The sequence below is a fragment of the Dysgonomonas sp. 37-18 genome, assembly GCF_001899125.1.
Classification (GTDB): Bacteria; Bacteroidota; Bacteroidia; order Bacteroidales; family Dysgonomonadaceae; genus Dysgonomonas.
The window spans coordinates 1-21594 of record NZ_MKVC01000030.1 but is presented as its reverse complement, the minus strand read 5'-3'; the positions used below and the strand labels follow the sequence as shown (position 1 = coordinate 21594).

The 21594-nt window shown below is 39.0% G+C and carries 21 protein-coding genes; 19 read left to right on the top strand and 2 right to left on the bottom strand.

What is annotated here, in order from left to right:
• The first annotated feature begins 188 nt into the window (after nucleotides 1-188).
• The 5 genes from BGO84_RS10940 (at nucleotide 189) to BGO84_RS10920 (ending at nucleotide 3892) form a co-directional block, all read left to right on the top strand.
• A complete protein-coding gene (locus BGO84_RS10940; RefSeq protein WP_135103630.1) occupies nucleotides 189-926 on the top strand; it encodes a NigD-like protein in 738 nt (245 codons plus the stop codon).
• Between the two features lie 248 nt (nucleotides 927-1174).
• On the top strand, nucleotides 1175-1891 hold the full coding sequence (locus BGO84_RS10935) for a hypothetical protein (RefSeq protein WP_291029199.1): 717 nt from the start codon (nucleotides 1175-1177) through the stop codon (nucleotides 1889-1891).
• A gap of 164 nt (nucleotides 1892-2055) precedes the next feature.
• Nucleotides 2056-3165, top strand: coding sequence for a DNA replication/repair protein RecF (locus BGO84_RS10930; RefSeq protein ID WP_135103628.1), 1110 nt, complete (start codon nucleotides 2056-2058; stop codon nucleotides 3163-3165).
• The gene (locus BGO84_RS10925) at nucleotides 3162-3455 is read left to right on the top strand and encodes a DUF721 domain-containing protein (RefSeq protein WP_135103627.1); all 294 of its coding nucleotides are present in this window, start codon (nucleotides 3162-3164) and stop codon (nucleotides 3453-3455) included. The genes BGO84_RS10930 and BGO84_RS10925 overlap by 4 nt, the downstream gene beginning before the upstream one ends.
• Before the next feature lie 5 nt (nucleotides 3456-3460).
• Nucleotides 3461-3892, top strand: a complete 432-nt coding sequence (locus tag BGO84_RS10920) for a thioesterase family protein (RefSeq protein WP_135103626.1) — start codon at nucleotides 3461-3463, stop codon at nucleotides 3890-3892.
• 35 nt (nucleotides 3893-3927) lie between these two features.
• Here BGO84_RS10920 and BGO84_RS10915 read toward each other — a convergent pair whose 3' ends face one another.
• Nucleotides 3928-4932, bottom strand: a complete 1005-nt coding sequence (locus BGO84_RS10915) for a metallophosphoesterase family protein (RefSeq protein WP_291029197.1) — start codon at nucleotides 4930-4932, stop codon at nucleotides 3928-3930.
• Between the two features lie 362 nt (nucleotides 4933-5294).
• Between BGO84_RS10915 and trpB the strand changes: the two genes are divergently transcribed.
• The 11 genes from trpB (at nucleotide 5295) to trpA (ending at nucleotide 15445) form a co-directional block, all read left to right on the top strand.
• A complete protein-coding gene (trpB, locus tag BGO84_RS10910; protein ID WP_291029195.1) occupies nucleotides 5295-6479 on the top strand; it encodes a tryptophan synthase subunit beta in 1185 nt (394 codons plus the stop codon).
• Nucleotides 6480-6513: 34 nt separating this feature from the next.
• Nucleotides 6514-7920 (top strand): anthranilate synthase component I family protein, encoded by a 1407-nt coding sequence (locus BGO84_RS10905; RefSeq protein ID WP_291029194.1) that lies wholly within the window; start codon nucleotides 6514-6516, stop codon nucleotides 7918-7920.
• A gap of 4 nt (nucleotides 7921-7924) precedes the next feature.
• On the top strand, nucleotides 7925-8488 hold the full coding sequence (locus BGO84_RS10900; RefSeq protein WP_291029192.1) for a cysteine hydrolase family protein: 564 nt from the start codon (nucleotides 7925-7927) through the stop codon (nucleotides 8486-8488).
• Complete coding sequence (locus BGO84_RS10895) at nucleotides 8485-9051, top strand: aminodeoxychorismate/anthranilate synthase component II (protein WP_291029190.1); 567 nt, start codon at nucleotides 8485-8487, stop codon at nucleotides 9049-9051. Before BGO84_RS10900 ends, BGO84_RS10895 begins: the two co-directional genes overlap by 4 nt.
• Nucleotides 9052-9062: 11 nt before the next feature.
• Nucleotides 9063-10427, top strand: a complete 1365-nt coding sequence (locus BGO84_RS10890; RefSeq protein WP_185146724.1) for a TrpB-like pyridoxal phosphate-dependent enzyme — start codon at nucleotides 9063-9065, stop codon at nucleotides 10425-10427.
• Nucleotides 10428-10498: 71 nt separating this feature from the next.
• The gene (gene trpD / locus BGO84_RS10885; RefSeq protein WP_135103619.1) at nucleotides 10499-11497 is read left to right on the top strand and encodes an anthranilate phosphoribosyltransferase; all 999 of its coding nucleotides are present in this window, start codon (nucleotides 10499-10501) and stop codon (nucleotides 11495-11497) included.
• 20 nt (nucleotides 11498-11517) lie between these two features.
• The gene (locus tag BGO84_RS10880; protein WP_291029188.1) at nucleotides 11518-12090 is read left to right on the top strand and encodes an NAD(P)H-dependent oxidoreductase; all 573 of its coding nucleotides are present in this window, start codon (nucleotides 11518-11520) and stop codon (nucleotides 12088-12090) included.
• The gene (locus BGO84_RS10875; protein ID WP_291029186.1) at nucleotides 12090-13268 is read left to right on the top strand and encodes an MFS transporter; all 1179 of its coding nucleotides are present in this window, start codon (nucleotides 12090-12092) and stop codon (nucleotides 13266-13268) included. The genes BGO84_RS10880 and BGO84_RS10875 overlap by 1 nt, the downstream gene beginning before the upstream one ends.
• Before the next feature lie 8 nt (nucleotides 13269-13276).
• Complete coding sequence (gene trpC, locus BGO84_RS10870; RefSeq protein ID WP_291029184.1) at nucleotides 13277-14059, top strand: indole-3-glycerol phosphate synthase TrpC; 783 nt, start codon at nucleotides 13277-13279, stop codon at nucleotides 14057-14059.
• Nucleotides 14056-14679: a phosphoribosylanthranilate isomerase gene (locus tag BGO84_RS10865; protein ID WP_291029182.1), complete on the top strand. Its 624-nt coding sequence runs from the start codon at nucleotides 14056-14058 to the stop codon at nucleotides 14677-14679. Before trpC ends, BGO84_RS10865 begins: the two co-directional genes overlap by 4 nt.
• Nucleotides 14672-15445 carry a tryptophan synthase subunit alpha gene (gene trpA / locus BGO84_RS10860; RefSeq protein ID WP_291029180.1) on the top strand — a complete coding sequence of 258 codons (774 nt, stop codon included), beginning with the start codon at nucleotides 14672-14674 and terminating at the stop codon, nucleotides 15443-15445. Before BGO84_RS10865 ends, trpA begins: the two co-directional genes overlap by 8 nt.
• Before the next feature lie 50 nt (nucleotides 15446-15495).
• On the opposite strand, the gene BGO84_RS10855 is transcribed toward trpA, so the two are convergent.
• Nucleotides 15496-16689, bottom strand: coding sequence for a hypothetical protein (locus tag BGO84_RS10855; protein WP_291029179.1), 1194 nt, complete (start codon nucleotides 16687-16689; stop codon nucleotides 15496-15498).
• A gap of 147 nt (nucleotides 16690-16836) precedes the next feature.
• Between BGO84_RS10855 and BGO84_RS10850 the strand changes: the two genes are divergently transcribed.
• The 3 genes from BGO84_RS10850 (at nucleotide 16837) to mazG (ending at nucleotide 21501) form a co-directional block, all read left to right on the top strand.
• Nucleotides 16837-18483 (top strand): phosphoethanolamine transferase, encoded by a 1647-nt coding sequence (locus BGO84_RS10850; protein WP_291029177.1) that lies wholly within the window; start codon nucleotides 16837-16839, stop codon nucleotides 18481-18483.
• Between the two features lie 152 nt (nucleotides 18484-18635).
• Nucleotides 18636-20672, top strand: a complete 2037-nt coding sequence (locus tag BGO84_RS10845; RefSeq protein WP_291029175.1) for a cytochrome c biogenesis protein CcdA — start codon at nucleotides 18636-18638, stop codon at nucleotides 20670-20672.
• A gap of 46 nt (nucleotides 20673-20718) precedes the next feature.
• A complete protein-coding gene (gene mazG, locus BGO84_RS10840; protein ID WP_291029588.1) occupies nucleotides 20719-21501 on the top strand; it encodes a nucleoside triphosphate pyrophosphohydrolase in 783 nt (260 codons plus the stop codon).
• Nucleotides 21502-21594 lie beyond the last annotated feature (93 nt).

Here is a 21594-nt window from a genome sequence, read left to right as displayed (position 1 = left end):
AGACATCCATCATTCATAGTATCTCCCCGGCTATCAGATAGGGGCAACCAATCAAGTACAGGCTATATTATCCCGTATTGTTAATAGATGAGATATTTATTAATATATTTTAATTATAGCATGCTGCAACTTTTCTGACATCTAACTCATCATATATTATAGAATCAATAATTAATGATGTTAGAACTATGAAAGCGTTGAAACTTTTTTTAATGACTATTGGGATCATCGGCATGACTATCGTTTTTCAGTCTTGTTTGGATGATGATGACAACACAAGCTGGAGGTATCCAAATGCACTTGTAACTGTAAAGCCGACTGACGGAAATTCTTTTTTCTTACAGCTGGACGAAAAGACAACATTGCTGCCTACCAATATGACAACTTCGCCTTACGGCAACAGAGAAGTCAGGGCACTTGTCAACTACGACGAAGTAGACAAACCTAGCCAAGGATACACGAAAGCTATACATATAAACTGGATAGACAGTATCCTTACAAAGCAAACCGTTCCAAACCTAGGTGCTGAAAACGATGCAAAATACGGAACAGATCCTATCGAAATAGTGAACGACTGGGTAACTATTGCCGAAGACGGCTATCTTACTCTCAGATTCAGAACTTTGTTCGGCGATGCAAGTAAGACGCATTACGTAAACCTGTTAGTAAACACAAATCCTTCAAACCCTTATGAACTGGAATTCAGACATAATGCGAGTGGAGATACCTATGGACGTGAAGCTGATGGGCTAGTAGCATTTAATATCAACAACTTGCCGGATACGGAAGGTAAAACAGTGAAGTTAAAATTGAAATGGAAATCATTCAGCGGCAACAAGTCTACCGAGTTTGATTTCACAACACGTAAGGCAACACCTAAGAGCTCAGCAATTACAGCTCAAAGAAGTGTTTCGAACATAAAATAACTTCTTGTTATAAACAAAACTCTAAAAAGCGGATTCATCATCATAAACGGTCGGATTTTTTCCGACCGTTTTTTATTTATCACTTACCGTTCTTTTATCCACAAATTGTTCTGGCAACTGTAGAGGCGATCCCTTGTGGTCGCCCGAATATAAACGGGCAGGGGCAAGCCACTGCCCCTACCTCTTTCGTGCTTATTCATCACTTTTCTAAATAATTATCTATTATAAACAACATTATTATAACAGATATGGCAAAGTACACAGAAAGACTGGCAGAAAAGATTGTCTCGCTGATAGAAGAAGACACATATTCGATCACAGAGATTTGCAAACACCTGAAAATAACCCGCAAATCATTCTATGAATGGAGAGACAAGAAACCCGAATTTAGAAAAGCAATAGAAGCGGCAATTGAAACCAGAGATGAGGCTTTGGCGATCACTGCCCGCCGATCGTTAAAGAAAAAGCTGGAAGGCTACACCCTCACCGAGATACGGACTACCTATGTACCTGACAAAGAGAATCCCGACAAACTAGTACTGAAAACCCGGGTAATCAGACAAAAAGAATATGCACCCGATACCCATGCTATCAGGCTGGTATTGTCGCACAACGAAACGAAGGAAGAAGAGAACAAAGAGCACAGCCAACCCTTAACGATAATCGTACAAGACCCCAAAACGAGGGATAGTTTGAATGAACTGCGGGAGAAACTAATGAATAATAATGTACCGGTCGAAAAGAAAATAGAAAAGGAAGAGCTTATTTCTGAACCGACCGAACCGATATCGCATTCTGATAATTTGCAGGATGTACAGATTGAAGAAGAAGAGGAACCAATAACCCAAAAGAAAGAAGAATCGGAATATGTCTTTATCAGGGATTACTGTCTCCCTCCGCCCCATCTGTACCGAAAAGTGAAAAGGAGCGAAGTAAAAGAAGGTGACATAATACGACCAGACTGAAAAGTGTCACTTTTGTCACCTTTTTCATAGTAAACAAATAAGAACAAACACGTTACACTGATACCGCTTTATTACCTTTGATGTTTAGATGTAACTATTGGATTAAAAACTTTAGTAACCCTCACAAAAAATCGTATTTTTGTATTCTATTAATTCTACAGAGCATGATATTAGAGCGGTTATCCATACTCAACTATAAAAATATAGAGCAGGCAGAACTCAGTCTGTCTCCCAAGATTAATTGCTTCTTGGGTAGTAACGGTATGGGTAAAACAAACCTGTTGGACGCCATCTATTATCTCTCGTTTTGCAAAAGCCACAACAACCCCATCGACAGCCAAAATATAAGGCACGATGCCGATTTTGCCGTTATACAAGGATGGTATGTTTTGGGCGACAAGCAAGAAGAGTTCTTTTGCAGCCTCAGACGGAAACAGAAGAAACAATTCAAGCGGAACAAAAAAGAATACGAACGTCTATCCGATCATATCGGCTTTCTGCCTCTTATCATGGTTTCACCTTCCGACACCGAACTTATAAATGGAGGAAGTGACGAGCGAAGAAAATTTATGGATATGTTCCTTTCGCAGTTCGACAAGGAATATCTACATTCTCTCATACGCTACAATAAAGCATTGCAACAGCGTAATGCACTCCTGAAAACGGATTCGTATATCGACGAAACCTTGTTCGACCTTTGGGACGAGCAATTGATAGAAGAGGGAAAGGTTATCTATTCCAAACGAAAAGATTTTATTGAGAAATTCATTCCTATCTTTCAACGTTTCTATGATTTTATCTGTTTATCAAATGAGAAAGTAGAGCTACGGTACGAATCACATTTCGACGATGCAGACTTTGCTCGTTCGCTGAAACAAAAGCGGGAACGAGATCGCATATTAGGGTACACGAGTATCGGTGTGCACAAAGATGACTTGGATATGCAGATGGATGGATATTCGATAAAACGAGTAGGGTCGCAAGGTCAGAACAAGACATACGTTGTTGCGTTGAAGCTTGCCCAATTCGATTTTCTACGAAAGGCAACCGAAACAACTCCCGTGCTGTTGCTCGACGATATATTCGACAAACTGGATTCGACACGTGTAGAGCAAATAGTGAAGCTTGTATTGGATAAAGACTTTGGGCAGATATTCGTTACCGATACAAACCGTGAACATCTCGACGAAATACTGTCACATACAAACAGCAGTTATCACCTCTACGAAGTAAGCGGTGGCGAAGTCGTACAAAAGAATAATAAAGCCGTATGAGAAAACGAAATACAGAAAGTATAGGTGAAGTACTCAGACAGTTTTTTGAAGAGAATCAATTCTTCAAAAGAAAGTTTGCCGAGAGCAGGGCTGTTACAGGCTGGTCGAAGCTTTTGGGGTCTATGATTTCATCTTATACAACAAATATTTACCTGCGGAATGGGGTATTGTATGTCTCGCTCAGCTCATCGGTATTACGTTCCGAGCTCATGATGGCTAAAGATAAATTAATAACAAAATTGAATGAACATGCAGGCATGCCTGTTGTAAACGATATAGTATTCAGATAAGACGAATGGAAATAAAACCAGAAACATTTAAAGCTACACTCCCGGTTCAAATCCGGTTCAACGATATAGACGCACTAGGACATATAAACAACAATATATACTTCAGTTTTTTTGATTTAGGGAAAACCAATTATTTTGAAGTAATCAAGCCTGCTTCGGTCAGTTGGATTGAGGGAATGATTGTACTGGCACATATCGACGTGGATTTCTTTTCCCCGATTTATTACAAAGAAAAGATTGTTGTTGATACCAAGATTACAAAGCTGGGCGACAAAAGCGGCGTATTCCTTCAACAAATACGAAGTGTAAAAAACGATGAAGTAAAATGCCGTTGCGAATCCGTTTTCGTGACTTATGATGCAGATACACAATCATCGATGCGCATACCCGACGTATGGCGTTCAGTCATTTCCAAATATGAAGGAGTAGAATTGTAAAGAGACTGTTTTTTGGCAGCCTCTCTACATTTATTCTATTGTTTTACTTCTGCTTTTTTGGCAAATGTATCAGGGTAAGTTACAGGGTATAATTTGTCACCTCCCAACAGTCGGATATAAGTGGAGAAAGTTCGTTTGCCTTCTTCGAGTTCTATGACACGGCATCCGTTCTTACCTAGGTTATTGTACTCGGTATTGCCTCCCGAATAACGTCCATAAGCGAGATATATGTTATAGTATTCTCCTATATAATCGTTGTCGTGGTCGTGCCCTACAAAAGTACCCATCACATCTCCGGCTTCGCGCATGGCTGCAAACATTCCGGTGTTCATCTTTCCGTGGCATTCTTTCTCATCACGGCTTCCTATCAGCTGGTCGTATTTCTCAGCTTTCATCATAGAGTACTCAACCAACGGGATATGGAAAAAGGCAAGAGCAGGGTAAGGCACTCCGGCATTTTGCTTAGTGTATGCAGCACTTTGAGCTCTATACCATTCTACCTGATTGAATGCAAGCCAGTCATAAGTACCAACCTCTTTGATAGGGGTATAAGCTCCCGAATCGAAAAAGTAAAGAACCGACTTTACCTTATCTTCCGAAGCACCCTTCACCTCAAGGATATAGTTCCCTACTCCGTTCAAAGACTTGTCTCCTGCCTGAGCAAGACAGTATGGTTTGAGGGTTACGAAATCCATGAGTTCCTGACGAGACGTTTCGTGTTCGTCATCATGGTTTCCGAATACATAGACCCAAGGTATCTTCCTTTTTATCACAAGGTTGAAGATATCATCAAGCCCTTCTTTTACAGGCTTCGCATAAATAACATCACCTGTGAATACAACTAAGTCCGGTTTTTCGGCATCAAGCACTTCACTGATTAGCTTTAAGGCAACTGCCGATTCGGGAACATTCTTCTTATAGTGGATATCGGTAAACTGGATGATCTTAAATTTACCATTGTTATTAAAGCTTAGAGACTTGTGTTGGGCATTCACTGAGATAGAGAATAGGATAAGGAGGAAGAGAATAAAATTACGCATATTTTTCATGTTTAAATATTTATTATGTACGAATAGAATTTGGTGGTTGATACTGTCTAAACAAAGATATAAGCTTTCATAGTGATAAGCAAAGGGTGGATTAAAATTTAAACAATTCTTAATCAAATCAAAAAATATATGTCAAGCATTTGTTCGTTTCATTTTTTTTATATCTTTGCAAGAACAAAAAGAAAGTATAATGAATCTTCTATTAACAAATACATATTGGTGGTGGCACTCTCAACTCAAAAAGTCGTGAGCCAAATCGGTGTGTATTTACAAATAGAAAATTTTTAAAATACAAAGCCTATCGTAACTCACGATAGGCTTTTTTTATGACAATAAAATAAACACTATATAAGATGGAAAAATTCGCAGTTGATAAAAATGGCTTTTATGGAGAATTTGGGGGAGCATATATCCCTGAGATTTTATATGACAATGTGGAAACATTAAAGAACTCATATCTGGATATCATAAACGACCCCAGCTTTCAGAAAGAATATAACGACCTGTTAAAAGATTATGCAGGACGCCCATCACCTCTCTATTTAGCAAATAGGCTTTCCCAAAAATACGGATGCAAGATATATCTCAAGCGTGAAGATCTTAACCATACAGGCTCGCACAAGATAAACAATGCTTTGGGACAAATCCTTATAGCCCGCCGTATGGGTAAGACACGCATACTTGCCGAAACAGGAGCAGGACAACATGGCGTAGCCACTGCTACAGTATGTGCTCTGATGAATATGGAGTGCATTGTATATATGGGAGCAACAGATGTTGCCCGTCAAAAGCTCAATGTACAGAAGATGGAAATGTTGGGAGCAACGGTAGTTCCTGTAACCAGTGGAAACATGACATTGAAAGATGCAACGAATGAAGCTATCCGTGACTGGTGCAGTCATCCATCCGATACTTATTATGTGATTGGTTCTACCATAGGGCCTCATCCTTATCCCGATATGGTAGCACGTCTGCAATCTGTAATAAGCGAAGAGATCCGTAAGCAGCTCTTAGAAAAAGAAGATCGAGAAACACCTGATTATCTTATTGCTTGTGTAGGGGGAGGGAGCAATGCAGCGGGGACAATTTATAACTTTATAGATGAGCCCCAAACAAAGATCGTACTTGCCGAAGCTGCCGGAAAAGGGATAGACTCAGGTGAGTCGGCTGCAACGATCCACTTAGGCAGATTAGGTATTATACATGGCTGTAAAACACTGCTCATGCAATCGGAAGACGGACAGATAGAAGAGCCTTACTCCATATCAGCCGGACTGGATTATCCGGGAATTGGACCGATGCACGCACACCTTGCCCAGATCGGTCGCTCTGAAGTACTTGCCGTGACAGACGATGAAGCGATGGATGCTGCTTTTGAACTCACCAAACTGGAAGGAATAATACCTGCCATAGAATCGGCTCATGCTCTGGGTGCTCTGAACAAAAAGCAATTCAATGCCGACGATGTAGTTGTGCTTTGCCTATCAGGGCGTGGCGACAAAGACATGGAAACCTATATAAACTATCGCAACTGCTAAACAGAGAATAGATTAACAATATCAGCTAAATAGTATGAAATACAATATACAGGTAAAGACCAAAAACCTTCTGGCAGATTTACAGACTCCTGTCGGAATTTATCTAAAGGTAAGAGATGTGTATCCGGAGTCTGCCTTACTGGAAAGTTCCGATTATCACGGAGGCGAAAACAGCTATTCTTTTATAGGTATAAGTCCTATTGCTAGATTTAGAGTAGATAATGATGAAATAACCACGACTTATCCCGACAATACAACACATCAGGAAACCTTGTTAGGACACGAAAAGCTTACAGATAAATTCAATGCTTTTATCAAGCAGTTTGATGTACAAGGAGAAAATAAGACAAATATAAATGGGTTCTTTGGATATACTTCTTACGATGCCATTCGCTATTTTGAGGCTGTTGATCATGTGAATACAAAACTAAGAAATGCGGATGTCCCTGAATTTTACTACATATTGTACCGTTTCATATTAGTTATTAATCACCTGAAAAATGAACTTACCATCGTAGAAAACATAGTGGAAGGCACTCAGGAAAAGACACCTGAACTTGAAGCTATTTTGACTAACAATAATATCCCCTCTTACAATTTCGAAGCGATCGGAGACGAACAATCGATGATCACAGATGAAGAGCATCAGGAAATGATAAAGAAAGGAATCGCACATTGCAAACGTGGTGATGTATTTCAGATTGTCCTTTCTCGCTGCTTCACCCAAAAATTTGCAGGAGACGATTTTAAAGTATATCGTTCTTTACGCTCTATCAACCCTTCACCATACCTCTTCTATTTCGACTTTGGTTCGTACCGCATCTTCGGTTCATCACCCGAAACACATTGCAAGGTAACAAAAGACAAAGCTTATATAGACCCCATTGCCGGTACATATTTTCGCACCGGAGACGATGAGAAAGACCGCATCCTTTCAGAGAACTTACTGAACGACGAAAAAGAAAATGCAGAGCATGTCATGCTTGTCGATTTGGCGAGGAATGATCTCAGCCGCAACTGTCACGACGTGCAAGTAGAATTTTACAAAAATGTTCAATTCTATTCGCATGTGATCCACCTCGTTTCTCGTGTAAGTGGGACTGTAGATAGAGACAATAACAGTATATCTGTTTTTGCCGATACATTTCCGGCCGGAACACTTTCGGGTGCGCCCAAAGTGCGAGCGATGCAACTGATACGAGACATCGAAAAACAAATGCGCGGGGTATACGGCGGCTGTATTGGCTATATAGGTTTTAACGGAGACCTTAATCAGGCTATTACGATACGTACATTCTTGAGTCGTAATAACACACTATACTATCAGGCAGGAGGAGGAATCGTATCTAAATCGAATCCCGAGACAGAGGTAATGGAAGTAAAAAACAAATTGGGGGCTTTAGCCAAAGCTATTCGGTTTGCAGAAGAATTAAAAAATTAAATCGATGAAAGCATTATTAATAATAGATATCCAAAACGATTATTTTGAAAGAGGAATGATGCCCTTATCCAATTCTGAAGAAGCTGCTATGAATGCAAAAAAGCTCTTGACAGATTTCAGACAAAAGGAACTTCCCATAATCATCGTTCAACATATAGCGTCCAGACCCGAAGCAGAATTTTTCTTACCGAATACATATGGAGCAGAAATACATGAAAGTGTAAAGCCATTAAATACCGAAAAGATTGTGGTCAAACATTTTCCCAATAGCTTCAGGGAAACTGATCTCAATAGCTATTTGAATAAATCAGGCATCAAAGATCTTGTTATTTGTGGTATGATGACTCACATGTGCATTGATGCAACAACACGGGCTGCAAAAGATTTAGGGTATGATTGTACTATTATTGGAGATGCCTGTGCTACACGAGACTTGGAGATATTTGGCAAAAAAACAGATGCTAAAGATGTTCAAAACTCATTTTTGTCTGCACTGAATTATTTTTACGCAAAGGTAACCACCACTGAACAATATTTGAACGATAACTTATTAAAACCAGAGGTATGAAAATTCTGATATTCGACAACTACGATTCATTTACATACAATCTTGTTCATCTGGTAAAGGAGCTAGGCTATACAGATGTGGATGTTTTCAGGAATGACAAAATAGCACTTGAAGATGTTGCTAAATATGATAAAATTATTCTTTCTCCGGGTCCCGGTATCCCTTCCGAAGCCGGATTACTATTACCCCTGATAAAAGAATATGCAGGCAAAAGACCAATATTAGGTGTTTGCCTTGGACATCAGGCAATAGGCGAGGCTTTTGGTGCTCAGTTGAAAAACCTAGAAGACGTATATCATGGAGTAGCAACCCGGATTAACATCACACAACCGGATTATATATTTGATACGCTAGGGAGCGAATTAGAAGTCGGGCGCTATCATTCATGGATAGTAGACAATAACGGACTTCCTGACTGTATTGAAATAACAGCAACAGACAATAACGGACAGATAATGGCGCTAAAGCATAAAGAGTTTGATGTGCATGGAGTACAATTCCATCCCGAGTCTGTTTTAACTCCTGCCGGAGAAACAATAGTAAAAAACTTTCTGAACCAATAATTAATACTAATATAATGAAAAAGAAAATCTTATTAAGCGAGAACGACATTCCTAGATGCTGGTATAACATTGTGGCGGATATGAAAAACAAACCTCTCCCGCCGCTTCATCCCGCAACCAAAAAGCCGTTGGAGGTAAGTGATCTGGAACCAATATTTGCGACAGAACTAGCCAAACAGGAACTAAATGATACCGACCGTTGGATAGAAATCCCCGAACCGATACGGGAACTATATAAAAATTACCGTCCTACACCGTTGGTACGAGCATACGGTCTAGAAAAAGCGCTGGACACACCGGCTCATATTTATTTCAAAAATGAAAGTGTCAGTCCTGTAGGTTCGCACAAACTAAACTCGGCAATAGCGCAGGCATACTACTGTAAAGAGCAGGGGATAACCAATATTACGACCGAAACCGGAGCGGGACAATGGGGGGCTGCCTTATCATATGCAGCAAGCCACTTCGACTTGAATCTAGCTGTGTATATGGTTAAGATCAGTTACCACCAGAAACCTTACCGCCGATCTATCATGCAGGCATATGGAGCAGAGGTTATAGCTTCGCCGAGTATGAGTACGAAAGCCGGACGTAAAATAATTACAGAAAACCCGACTTATCAGGGAAGCCTCGGAACAGCTATCTCGGAGGCGATAGAGCTGGCATTGAACACACCGAATTGTAGATACACATTAGGCAGTGTTCTGAATCATGTGTCTCTGCATCAAACAATCATTGGGTTGGAGGCGGAAAAACAAATGGAAATAGCCGGAGAATATCCCGATATAGTAATAGGCTGTTTTGGCGGCGGATCGAATTTTTCCGGTATCACATTCCCATTTCTGCGTCACAAACTGACCGAAGGAAAAGAAGTACGCCTGATTGCGGCAGAGCCGGCATCATGCCCTAAACTGACCCGAGGTAAATTCGAATATGACTTTGGTGACGAAGCCGGATATACACCACTGCTACCCATGTACACACTGGGGCACAATTTTGCACCGGCAAATATCCATGCGGGTGGCCTTCGGTACCATGGTGCAGGAACTATTGTCAGCCAGTTGAAAAAAGACGGATATATAGAAGCTGTAGATGTGAAGCAACTCGATACATTCGAAGCGGCTATACTGTTTGCTAAAGCGGAAGGTATAATCCCGGCACCTGAATCATCACACGCTATACACACAGCTATCCAGGAAGCATTGAAAGCAAAAGAGGAAGGAAGGCAAAAAACTATTTTGTTTAATCTATCCGGCCACGGGCTTATCGATATGGCTGCCTATGATCGTTATTTTGATGGAGAATTATCGAACCATGAGCTAGGCGACGAAGAGATTGCGAAAACAACAAATACACTAGAACATCTGGTTCCGTAAAATAAACTCTTAGCTGATAGCCGTTAGCAAATAGAATAACGGCTAAAAGCTATAAGTTAACAGCTAAAGATATGAAACAAATATTAAACAGACTCTTTGAGCATCAATATCTCAACAGATGTGAAGCAAAGGAAATATTGACAAAGATGGCTGCCGGAGACTATAATGATTCGCAAATCGCAGCATTCATCAGCGTCTTTCTTATGCGCAGTATCAGTGTTGATGAGTTTCTCGGATTTGCAGATGCACTTTTAGATCTGCGAGCCAATGTAGATGCGCTGGCGGCTTACAACCCTATCGACATAGTCGGTACAGGCGGAGATAATAAGAATACATTCAACATTTCAACGCTGTCTTGCTTCGTTGTTGCCGCATCAGGATACAAGGTTGCCAAACATGGTAATTACGGGGCAACCTCAGTCAGTGGAGCATCCAATGTAATGGAACAGCACGGAGTGAAATTCACATCCGATGTGAGCAAGCTGGAAGCATCTTTGGACAAAACCAATATCGCATACTTGCATGCCCCTCTGTTCAACAACGCACTTAAGGTGGTTGCACCGGTACGTAAAGCACTTGGTGTTCGTACCTTCTTTAATATGCTCGGGCCGGTGGTTAACCCAATAAAACCAAAGCGCACGGTGTTAGGTGTTTTCAATCTGAAAATGGCACGTCTGTATTTCTATATGTATCAACAAACGGATGTGGATTATTCGATTGTACATAGTTTAGACGGATATGATGAAATATCATTAACGGGAGATTTCAAAATAATCAATAAATTTGAAGAAAAAATATACAGCCCCGAACTAATTGGTTTTGAACGTTGCAAAGAAGCCGACCTGGACGGTGGCGCAACGCCAGAAGATGCCGCTAAGATTTTTGATAATATCATCTGCAATACTGCGACTAAAGCACAAAAAAATGCGGTGATAGCAAATGCTGCTACAGCAATTCAGACAATTGATCCGAATATGTCTTTTGAAGATAGTATTGCACAAGCGCGGGAAACAATAGAAAGCGGAAGGCTAAAAGATACATTTTTGAGATTCTTGGAGTTAAACACTTAGTATGTCAACGATACTCTGATATGAAAAAAGTTTTAATAATTAACGGACATCCCGACAAAGAAAGCTTTTGCTTTGGGCTACATCAGCAATATAAAAAGGGCAGCTTGGCGAAAGGAAATGAAGTAAAAGAAATTATCCTCGCTGAAATGACCTTCAATCCCATATTGATGTATGGCTATCGCAAAAGAACAGAGCTTGAGCCCGATCTGTTGCAAGCTTGGGACAAGTTGCAATGGGCAGAACATATTGTTTGGATTTACCCTACATGGTGGGCATCCCCTCCTGCTCTATTGAAAGGATTTATAGAAAGGTTATTCCTTCCGGGATTCACTTTTGAATATCAGGAAAAGTCTCCGTTTCCCAAAAAACTATTGATGGGAAAAACATCTGAAATCATCAGCACGATGGATGCACCTGTTTTTTATTACAAATGGATAGTGAAAGATATCGGAGGAAAAATGATAAGAAAAAATATCGGCGCATTTTGCGGTATTAAAAATATCAGAACAACTTATCTGGCAACAGTAAAAGGATCAACTCCCGAACAACGGGAAAAATGGTTAAACAAAATAGAGCTATTAGCTCGTAAATAATGGATATAACAACGAATACAATATCGAAAGAACGTATACGACTAGCTATTTTCTGTCTGTATTTTTGTTCGGGCATGTGCTTTTCCAGCTGGGCAAGCCGAATTCCCGATATAAAGAATTCGTTAGGGCTGGGTGATGCAGCATGGGGTACTATCCTGTTAATGATCCCTATCGGACAAATATGCGGAATGACCATATCAGGCTTACTCATATCCAGAGTGGGAAGTAAACGTATTCTACCCTTAGCTCTTACAGGCTATGTCTTAGCGTTACTGCTTATAGGGCTTTCTGGTTCTGAATATGCCTTGATCATGAGTCTTATATTTTTCGGCTTTTGTGGCAACTTCTGCAATATATCGGTCAATACTCAGGCTGTAACACTTGAGGCTACTTATAATAAACCGATCATGGCCTCCTTTCATGGAGGGTGGAGCCTGGCAGGGCTAGCGGGAGCTTCTGTAGGGCTGTTAATGGCATCGCTAAAGTTCAAACCCATCTATCATTTTTGTATCATCGGAACACTTGTTCTTATAGCTGTCTATCTCAATATGCGCTATCTTCAGGCTGATCTTAAAAAGCAAAAAGACCCGTCGGATGTTGCAGCTAGGAAAAAGAATAAGCCGGAGAAGTTTCTGTTCTTACTGGGCATTGTGGCATTTTGTGGTATGGCTGCCGAGGGTGCTATGGCCGACTGGAGCGGGCTTTATCTGATAGATGTAGTAGGCACTCCCGTACATATGGCTCCTATCGGACTAGCAGCATATATGATAACCATGGCATCAGGACGATTTGTTATCGACAAAGCCACTCAGAAGTGGGGTTCGCAACGTGTAGTTCAAGTAGGAGGGATCCTTATAGCAACAGGTCTGTTCGCTGCTGTAGCTTTTCCACATTTCATAACTACTATCATAGCCTTTATGATTATAGGATTGGGTACGGCGGGTATTGTACCCACTGTGTATAGTATTGCCGGACAGAAAACAAAGATATCAACCAGCATAGCATTGACATTAGTATCCAGTGTAAGTTTCCTCGGCTTTTTGATGGGACCTCCTCTAATTGGCTATATTGCAAGTGCAACCAACTTGCGATATTCTTATGCACTAATAGGTATGTTCGGTATTTGCATTGTAGCATTGGCCTCTGTTATTAACGTTCTGAAGAAAGAAAAACAATAAAATAAGATATGATTAATATTTTAGATAAGATAATTGCAAACAAACGGTTGGAAGTAGAAAGACATAAAAAAGAAACTTCTATCAACGAGTTAGAAAAAAGATTATCGACAATCACTACTCCTGCTTCTTTTAAAGAAGCTATCAAGAATTCAAGAACAGGGATTATTGCGGAGTTTAAGCGTCGCTCACCTTCTCGTGACTGGATTTTTAAAGATGCAAAAATAGAAGACGTAATTCCTCTATACTCCCAAAACGGAGCCAGTGCAATATCTGTACTTACCGACATGGATTTCTTTGGAGGTGAATTAGCTGATCTGGAATTAGCCGGAAGTTTTACAAAAACGCCATTATTACGTAAAGATTTCGTAGTAGATGAATACCAATTGTATCAGGCTAAAATATCGGGAGCCAGTGCCATATTGCTGATTGCCTCAGCACTGACGATAGATGAGACAAAACAACTGGCAAAAAAAGCAAAGGAACTAAACCTTGATGTTTTGTTAGAAATTCATAACAAGCAGGAACTTCATCATATCAATGATAAGGTAGATGTTGTAGGGGTCAACAACCGCAATCTGGGAACCTTTGTTACAGATATACAAATCTCATTCGATCTGGCGAATAAGATACCTGACGACTTTATTAAGATATCCGAAAGTGGTATCTCCCAGCCTCAAACAGTCATCGATCTGCAACAGGCAGGATATAAAGGATTCCTTATGGGAGAAAATTTTATGAAAACAAGTAATCCGGGGAAAGCATTGGAAGACTTTATAAACCAATTGGCATGAAGATTAAAGTCTGCGGGATGAAGTATCCTGAGAATATAGAGGATTTGAACAAATTACCTATTGATTATATGGGTATGATATTCTATCAGAAATCACCCCGCTATATGGATTATCAACTATGGCAAAATGTAGGGGATATACACTCTCGTAATATCAAAAGAGTAGGCGTATTTGTGAATTCAAAGATAGATTTCATCGTTGAAACGATTGACAAATATAAGTTAGACTTAATCCAATTGCACGGAAACGAATCTCCAAACTTTTGTAGCGAGTTAAACAAGTTTATCCCTATAATTAAAGCTTTCAGCATTTCTGAAGCTTCTGACTTTGAACAGACCAAAGCATACGAGGGGCTTCGAGGATATTTCTTATTCGATACCAAAACCCCAAAATATGGAGGTTCGGGAAAAAAATTCGATTGGGCAATATTAGATGCTTATGATGGAGATACTCCATTTTTCCTTAGTGGAGGGATATCGGCTGAAGACGTTCAGCAAATAAAAGCAACAAAGCACCCTCTGCTATATGGAGTAGACCTTAATAGCAAATTTGAAATAGAACCGGGGTTAAAAGATATACAACTTCTTGATCAATTTATAAAACAACTAAGAAATGAATAGAATAAAACAACTCTTTGAAAAAAAGCAAAAGAATATATTATCCATCTATTTTACTGCGGGATTTCCGCAATTGAATGACACCTGCAATGTTATTCGCGAATTAGAAGCAAATGGTATCGACCTGATAGAAATAGGTATTCCATTTTCAGACCCGATGGCCGATGGCCCGACTATTCAGGAAAGTGGAACAATTGCTCTTCGCAATGGTATGACATTAAAGGTCTTGTTCGAACAGTTGAAAGACATCCGTAGCGATGTGGCGATACCTCTCATCCTGATGGGTTATCTCAATCCGATTATGCAATATGGTTTTGATAACTTTTGCAAACAATGCAAAGAAACAGGTATAGACGGAGCTATTATTCCCGATCTTCCATTCAATGACTATATATCTCAATATAAACCAATAGCAGACAAATACGATATAAAAATAGTCATGCTCATCACCCCTGAAACATCAGATGAGCGTATACGCCTGATAGATCAGCATACCGATGGCTTTATCTACATGGTTTCGTCAGCATCTACTACTGGCGCACAGAGTAACTTTGATGATAAAAAGCAAGCTTATTTCCGCAAAATAAATGGAATGAATCTTCGCAATCCCCGTTTGATTGGATTCGGTATATCCAACAAAGCAACATTAGAAGCCGCACAAGAGAATGCAAGCGGAGCGATTATAGGAAGTAAATTTATCACATTACTAAAAGAAAGTGCTAATATAAAAGAGGCAGTAAAAGCTCTAAAAGAAGCGTTGAGTAAATAAAAAAATCCTCTACTTATAGGACTATAAGTAGAGGATTTTGTATTATCCAATTAGAAGCTATATCCTAAAACTATGTTATAGGATTTGAATTTATCAGATCCATTTTTCTGAGCAGTGTCCACAGTACCGTTCTGTTGTATAGACGCTTGAAGTAAAAGATCATGTTTCTTATTTAGAGCATAGCTTACACCTGCATTTATAAAATAACCAAAGTAAGAATTTCGGAGGCTATACAAATATTTTTTCTCTGGTGAATTCTGATAAGAATACTTAACATTATCAGCAAAGATGCGTGTGTATGCTAACCCTCCACCTATTAGTGGACGAATCTTTTTCAATGGTAATTTATATTCTAACCCAACTTTACCGGTTCCATATATTACATTCATATCAAAATTTAATTTATATCCGGAAAATACAACTTCATTAGAACCATCAATTCTTGAAAACGAGACTTCTAATTGAACTGCAAAAGATTGACTCCAACGAGGATTAAACACATTGCCTTTTAACCCTATAGTAGGTTGCATACCTCCAAACTTGTATTTTCGATCTTTATCATTAATCAGTGTATATGTGCCCCATTGTAATCCTCCAAAAACAGTTAATTGAAGAACACTCGGATTCTTATCAGGGTGTTGATTTTCAAATATTATACATTCTTCGCCGGTAGAACAAGTCTCATCGTGGTACAACTTTGCTATATTTATAAACGACTTCTGTTTAAAATCAATATTACTTAATCGACTTGTTATTGTAGGGTAGTCTTTAAAGTATCTTTTCAGCGTATTCTTATATTTTACATCTTTAATAAGACGTAGACTATTAACATCTATAAAATCTTCTTTTTTTGTAATCTCAATTAAATCCCCATCTTTATCAAACAAATAATATACTTTACCATCTGATCTTAAATAATAGAGATCCATCATACCTTGAACCAAATATTCAAGAAAAAATTTCTGGGGAATACTATCTATTGTCACTTCACGCGTAACATAGTATTTTCCTTCATCTGAGAACTTATAACCCGCAATATCACCGGGATAATATATTTTTTCGGCTTGCTCAGATTTGAATGTACATCGTGTTGCATTTATGGCATCTGTCCTAAAATCGATCAAGCCATATATTGTATCGTTGTCATTGGTGATAACATAGCCTTTTTTATAATTACTTTGGGCTTTAAGAGATGCGAATAATACAAAAAAAATAAAAGAGCACAGAAATAATTTTCTTTTCATAAATTCAGTTTTTCATAGTGTGAGATGTTAATACAAAAAGCGAATGTATTAAAAATATAAACAAAAAAGAACATTTTTTAATATAAATTCCATAGCAAAAAATAATACCTTTGCTCATCAACTTACGCACGACTTTTTACCTCGTTAATGACTAAGATTAAAGAATATACAAAGTGGATAGGAAAACTTATATACAAATATAAATTTACTATACTGGCTCTAATATATATTGGTCTGATAGCCTTTTTGCCTATCAATTTAGCTCCAAGTATTCCGATGGCCATACATGTTGTTTCATTTGTATTCATCTTGAATATTTTAGCCAAGACCAAATACACATTTATAATTACATTTATACTCGCATTTATACTTACGTTCAATGCCTATTTCGCATTTGTCTTAGGTAGCGATATTTCGCTGGATATGATGGCCTCGATATTCGAGACGCATACGACAGAGGCCGCAAGTATGCTGAAAGGTGGAGTGGTGATCGGAGCTCTGACAGCATTAGCTGCTACAACTCTGTTTCTGTGGTTATCAGAAAAGGAACTAAAGGAAGCTAGACTCTCTATAAAATGGTCTTTAATCGGATTGTTAATTTATCTCTTCTTATTCCTACCGTTTGTTTGTTATAAACGCATCGCTTACGAATATCAAGAAGACCTGTTTACAGAATTCCCTATTCGGGTAGGGCAAGATAAAGTAAATATGTATGCACCGATTCTCTATGGCAATATAGCAACAATTATAGCTTACCAAGAAGAGATGGCGCAACTACGAAAGTTCTCTGATCAGAGCAGTAAAAAGCTTCCCGAAGGAATACTACTCAGCGATACAGTACAAAAACCCGAAAAAATATATCTTGTTATCGGAGAGAGTGCCTATCGCAAACATCTTTCTCTGTACGGTTATCCAATAAAAACAACTCCGTTTTTGGATAGCTTGGTACAGACTACACCCTCCCCTATAAATTACTATGATGGTATTGCCGCAGCAGCTTTTACACGGAATGCTTTACGTATAGCCTTGTCTTTTGCATCGCCAACAGATATGACCCCGTTTTATCAAGAGAAAACACTTATAAACCTAGCCAATGATGCGGGATATGAAACTTATTGGTTGTCTAATCAAGGAACATCGGGTATTCAAGATTCTTATTTAGGTTATTTAGCTGCCGGAACAAACAAAGCGGTATTTACTAAAGGAGGGTATCTGGCTAATGACGATTTAGATCTTATCCCGATACTAAAAGAAGAGCATAAACCCGGTAAAAAACAGTTCTTTATTATACATCTAGTAGGAAGCCATAATAACTATTCGGATAGGTATGATAATATAGATGCCAAAGCAATATCAAGCTCGGGTTCATCCCTGCAAACTGACTACGACCGTTCTATACATCATACCGATAGGGTAATGCGTGAAATATATAAGGTAATGCAACAAGACTCCACGGCTATCTTCTTCCACTTTTCGGATCATGGAGAGATACTAGGTAAAGGACACGGACCTTGGAAAAATGGTATTGCCCAATATGATATACCACTTATAACCATACAGAAGAACGAAAGTAAAATTAATTCCGCAATGGATAAATACATTGATCCTGTAACCAAGCTGATCAACAATTCGAGCACAATATATGTACTGGCTGAGATGATGGGATATATTATACCACAGAAGTACGTAGACAAATCTATTGAGGACGGACGCTATGTGCGCCATAGCGATCAAAGCTGTTCTCCATATTCAGAAATAAAAGAAGAACCCGAATATATCAAGTTTAAGTATTAATTAATAAAAAATAAAGACTATTACGATAAGCAAATATTGATAAATATAAATAAGTAAATTAATCATAAAAGCAATTGGGCTATCTATCTATATAGAGTCTTTTTACTAACTTTGGACTTCTTATTTTAAAATAATTCGTATAGATACTTTCTATGAAAAAAATATCATTCTTATTTTTCCTGTCAATCGTTCTGTCAGTATCGCTTTATGCGCAACAACCTGCGTCGTGGACAACCAAGCTTGTTGATAAAGGAAACGGAGAAGTTGAATTAACAACAACTTTTCGAATAGATCCTACATGGCATATTTTTGACATAACTATTCCTGAAAATGGACCGATGCCCACAACGATATCAATCGATAAGCTGAAGGGTGCAACTAAAATCGGTAATCTGAAAGCAGTCAACTCCAAGTTGAAGAAAAAATATGACGACATATTTCAGATGGAGTATGGCTATTATGAGAATCAGGCTACTTTTGTTCAAACACTTAAAATAACCGACAAAGCAGCTTTTGCTCTCGAAGGTGATTTTCGAGGACAGGTATGTAGCGAGATTGACGGGCAGTGTATTCCAATAAAAATTGATCTGGACTTCAAATCAAAAGATTTACCCGCTACAGTTGTTGCAGCTAAAGCAGGCGAATCCGATAGCGCATCGGAAGGATTATCAGCTGAACAAATTCCGGCTGACAGCTTATCTTCATCGGTATCAAGTACTACAGCAAACGTAAACAGCGAAGAACTTTGGACACCTGTAATAAGCGAACTGAAAGCTTATGGTGCTGCGGGAGATACCTCCGACATGTCACTCCTTTGGATTTTCTTAGGAGGTTTTGGCGGTGGACTTATCGCCCTACTTACACCTTGTGTATGGCCGATGCTACCTATGACCGTGAGCTTTTTCCTTAAACGAAATAAGAAGAACAAAGGCAAAGCGATAAAAGATGCTATTACCTACGGAGTGGGAATTATCATTATATATGTCACCCTCGGATTATTAATAACCGGAATATTTGGAGCCAGCGCTCTGAATGATTTAGCTACGAGTGCCATATTCAACCTGATATTCTTTGCATTGTTGGTTGTGTTTGCTATATCATTCTTTGGTGCATTCGAGATGGTTTTACCGTCTTCATGGACGAACAAAATGGACCAGAAAGCCGATTCTACTACAGGTATTATCAGTATTTTCTTCATGGCTTTTACACTGGCACTCGTTTCATTCTCTTGTACCGGGCCTATCATAGGCACATTATTAGTACAGGCTGCCGGGTCGGGTAGCATAATAGCTCCTGCAATCGGTATGTTGGGCTTTGCTGTTGCATTAGCTATTCCATTTTCATTATTCGCAATATTCCCTTCTTGGCTCGAAAGTATGCCGAAGTCGGGCGGATGGTTGAACTCAGTAAAGGTCGTATTAGGATTCTTAGAACTCGCGCTTGCCCTGAAATTCTTATCAGTAGCCGACCTTGCATACAAATGGGGTATATTAGACCGTGAAGTATTTCTAGTATTATGGATTGTGATATTCGTTCTGCTTGGAGTCTACTTGTTAGGTAAATTGAAACTACCGCACGACAGCGACCTGAAATATGTATCTATTCCACGTTTGCTTATGTCTATTGTATCATTTGCTTTTGCCGTGTATATGGTTCCCGGTTTGTGGGGTGCTCCTCTCAAAGCGATTAGTGCATTTGCACCGCCATTATATACTCAGGACTTTAGCCTATACAATGGTGTTGTTCATGCCAAGTTTGAAGACTATGAGGCTGGAATGAAATATGCTCAGGAGAAAAACAAACCTGTTATTATAGACTTTTCGGGCTATGGCTGTGTAAACTGTCGCAAGATGGAAGCTTCTGTTTGGACAGATCCTCGTGTAAAACAGTTGCTTGACGAAGAGTATGTACTTATCACCTTGATGGTAGACGACAAAACAAAATTGAATGAGGTGATGGAAGTTCAGGAAAATGGTAAGACTACAAAATTGAGAACAATAGGAGACAAGTGGAGTTATCTGCAACGACATAAATTTGCGACAAACTCTCAGCCTTACTATGTTCTTTTAGACCATGCGGGGAAACCAATAGGACCATCATACGCATACGATGAAGATGTAAATAAATACATCGAATTCCTGAAAAAAGGATTGGATAATTTCAAAAAGAAAAAAGAAGAAGTAAAATAAAATGAAAGCAGGCAGCAGCCTGCTTTCTCTAAATTTATACACGATGATGCATACAAGAGAACAAAAAATGGAAGCCTTTGGACGTTTGCTCGACATCATGGATGAGTTGCGGGTAAAGTGTCCGTGGGATGCAAAACAGACAAATGAGAGCTTGCGTACCAATACGATAGAAGAGGTTTATGAACTTTGTGAAGCCATTATTCAGAATAGTGATGAGGCTATCAAAAAGGAGCTTGGAGATGTTTTGTTACATGTTGTATTTTATGCAAAAATCGGCGAAGAGAAAGGAACATTCGATGTAGCTCATGTATGTCATTCTTTGTGTGACAAATTAATATATCGCCATCCCCATGTATTCGGAGATGATGCTGCGAAAACAGCCGGAGAGGTTGAAAAATCGTGGGAACAACTAAAACTAAAAGAAAAGGGAGGAAACAAAACCATTCTTGAAGGTGTTCCGGCATCATTACCATCTATTGCAAAGGCTCACCGTATACAAGATAAAGCTCGTAACGCAGGATTCGATTGGGAGAACAGAGAAGACGTTTGGGATAAAGTTTCTGAGGAGCTTCAAGAGTTGAAAAACGAGATATCAAAAATGGATGAAGATAAAACAGAAGCTGAATTTGGAGATATGTTTTTTAGCCTTATTAATGCAGCACGTCTATATAAAGTGAACCCGGATAATGCTCTGGAACGTACCAATCAGAAGTTTATACGTCGTTTCAATTACATAGAACAAGAAGCAAAAAAGCAGAATAAGAATTTAAAAGATATGACCTTAGCCGAAATGGATGCTTTATGGAATCAGGCTAAAGAGATGGAATAATCTGAATTAGTTTCGATCTGATCTGACAGTTAAAGGGCAAACAATTAAGTTTGTATTGCATAAGTAAACAAAAAAGTTTAACCCTTTAAAATG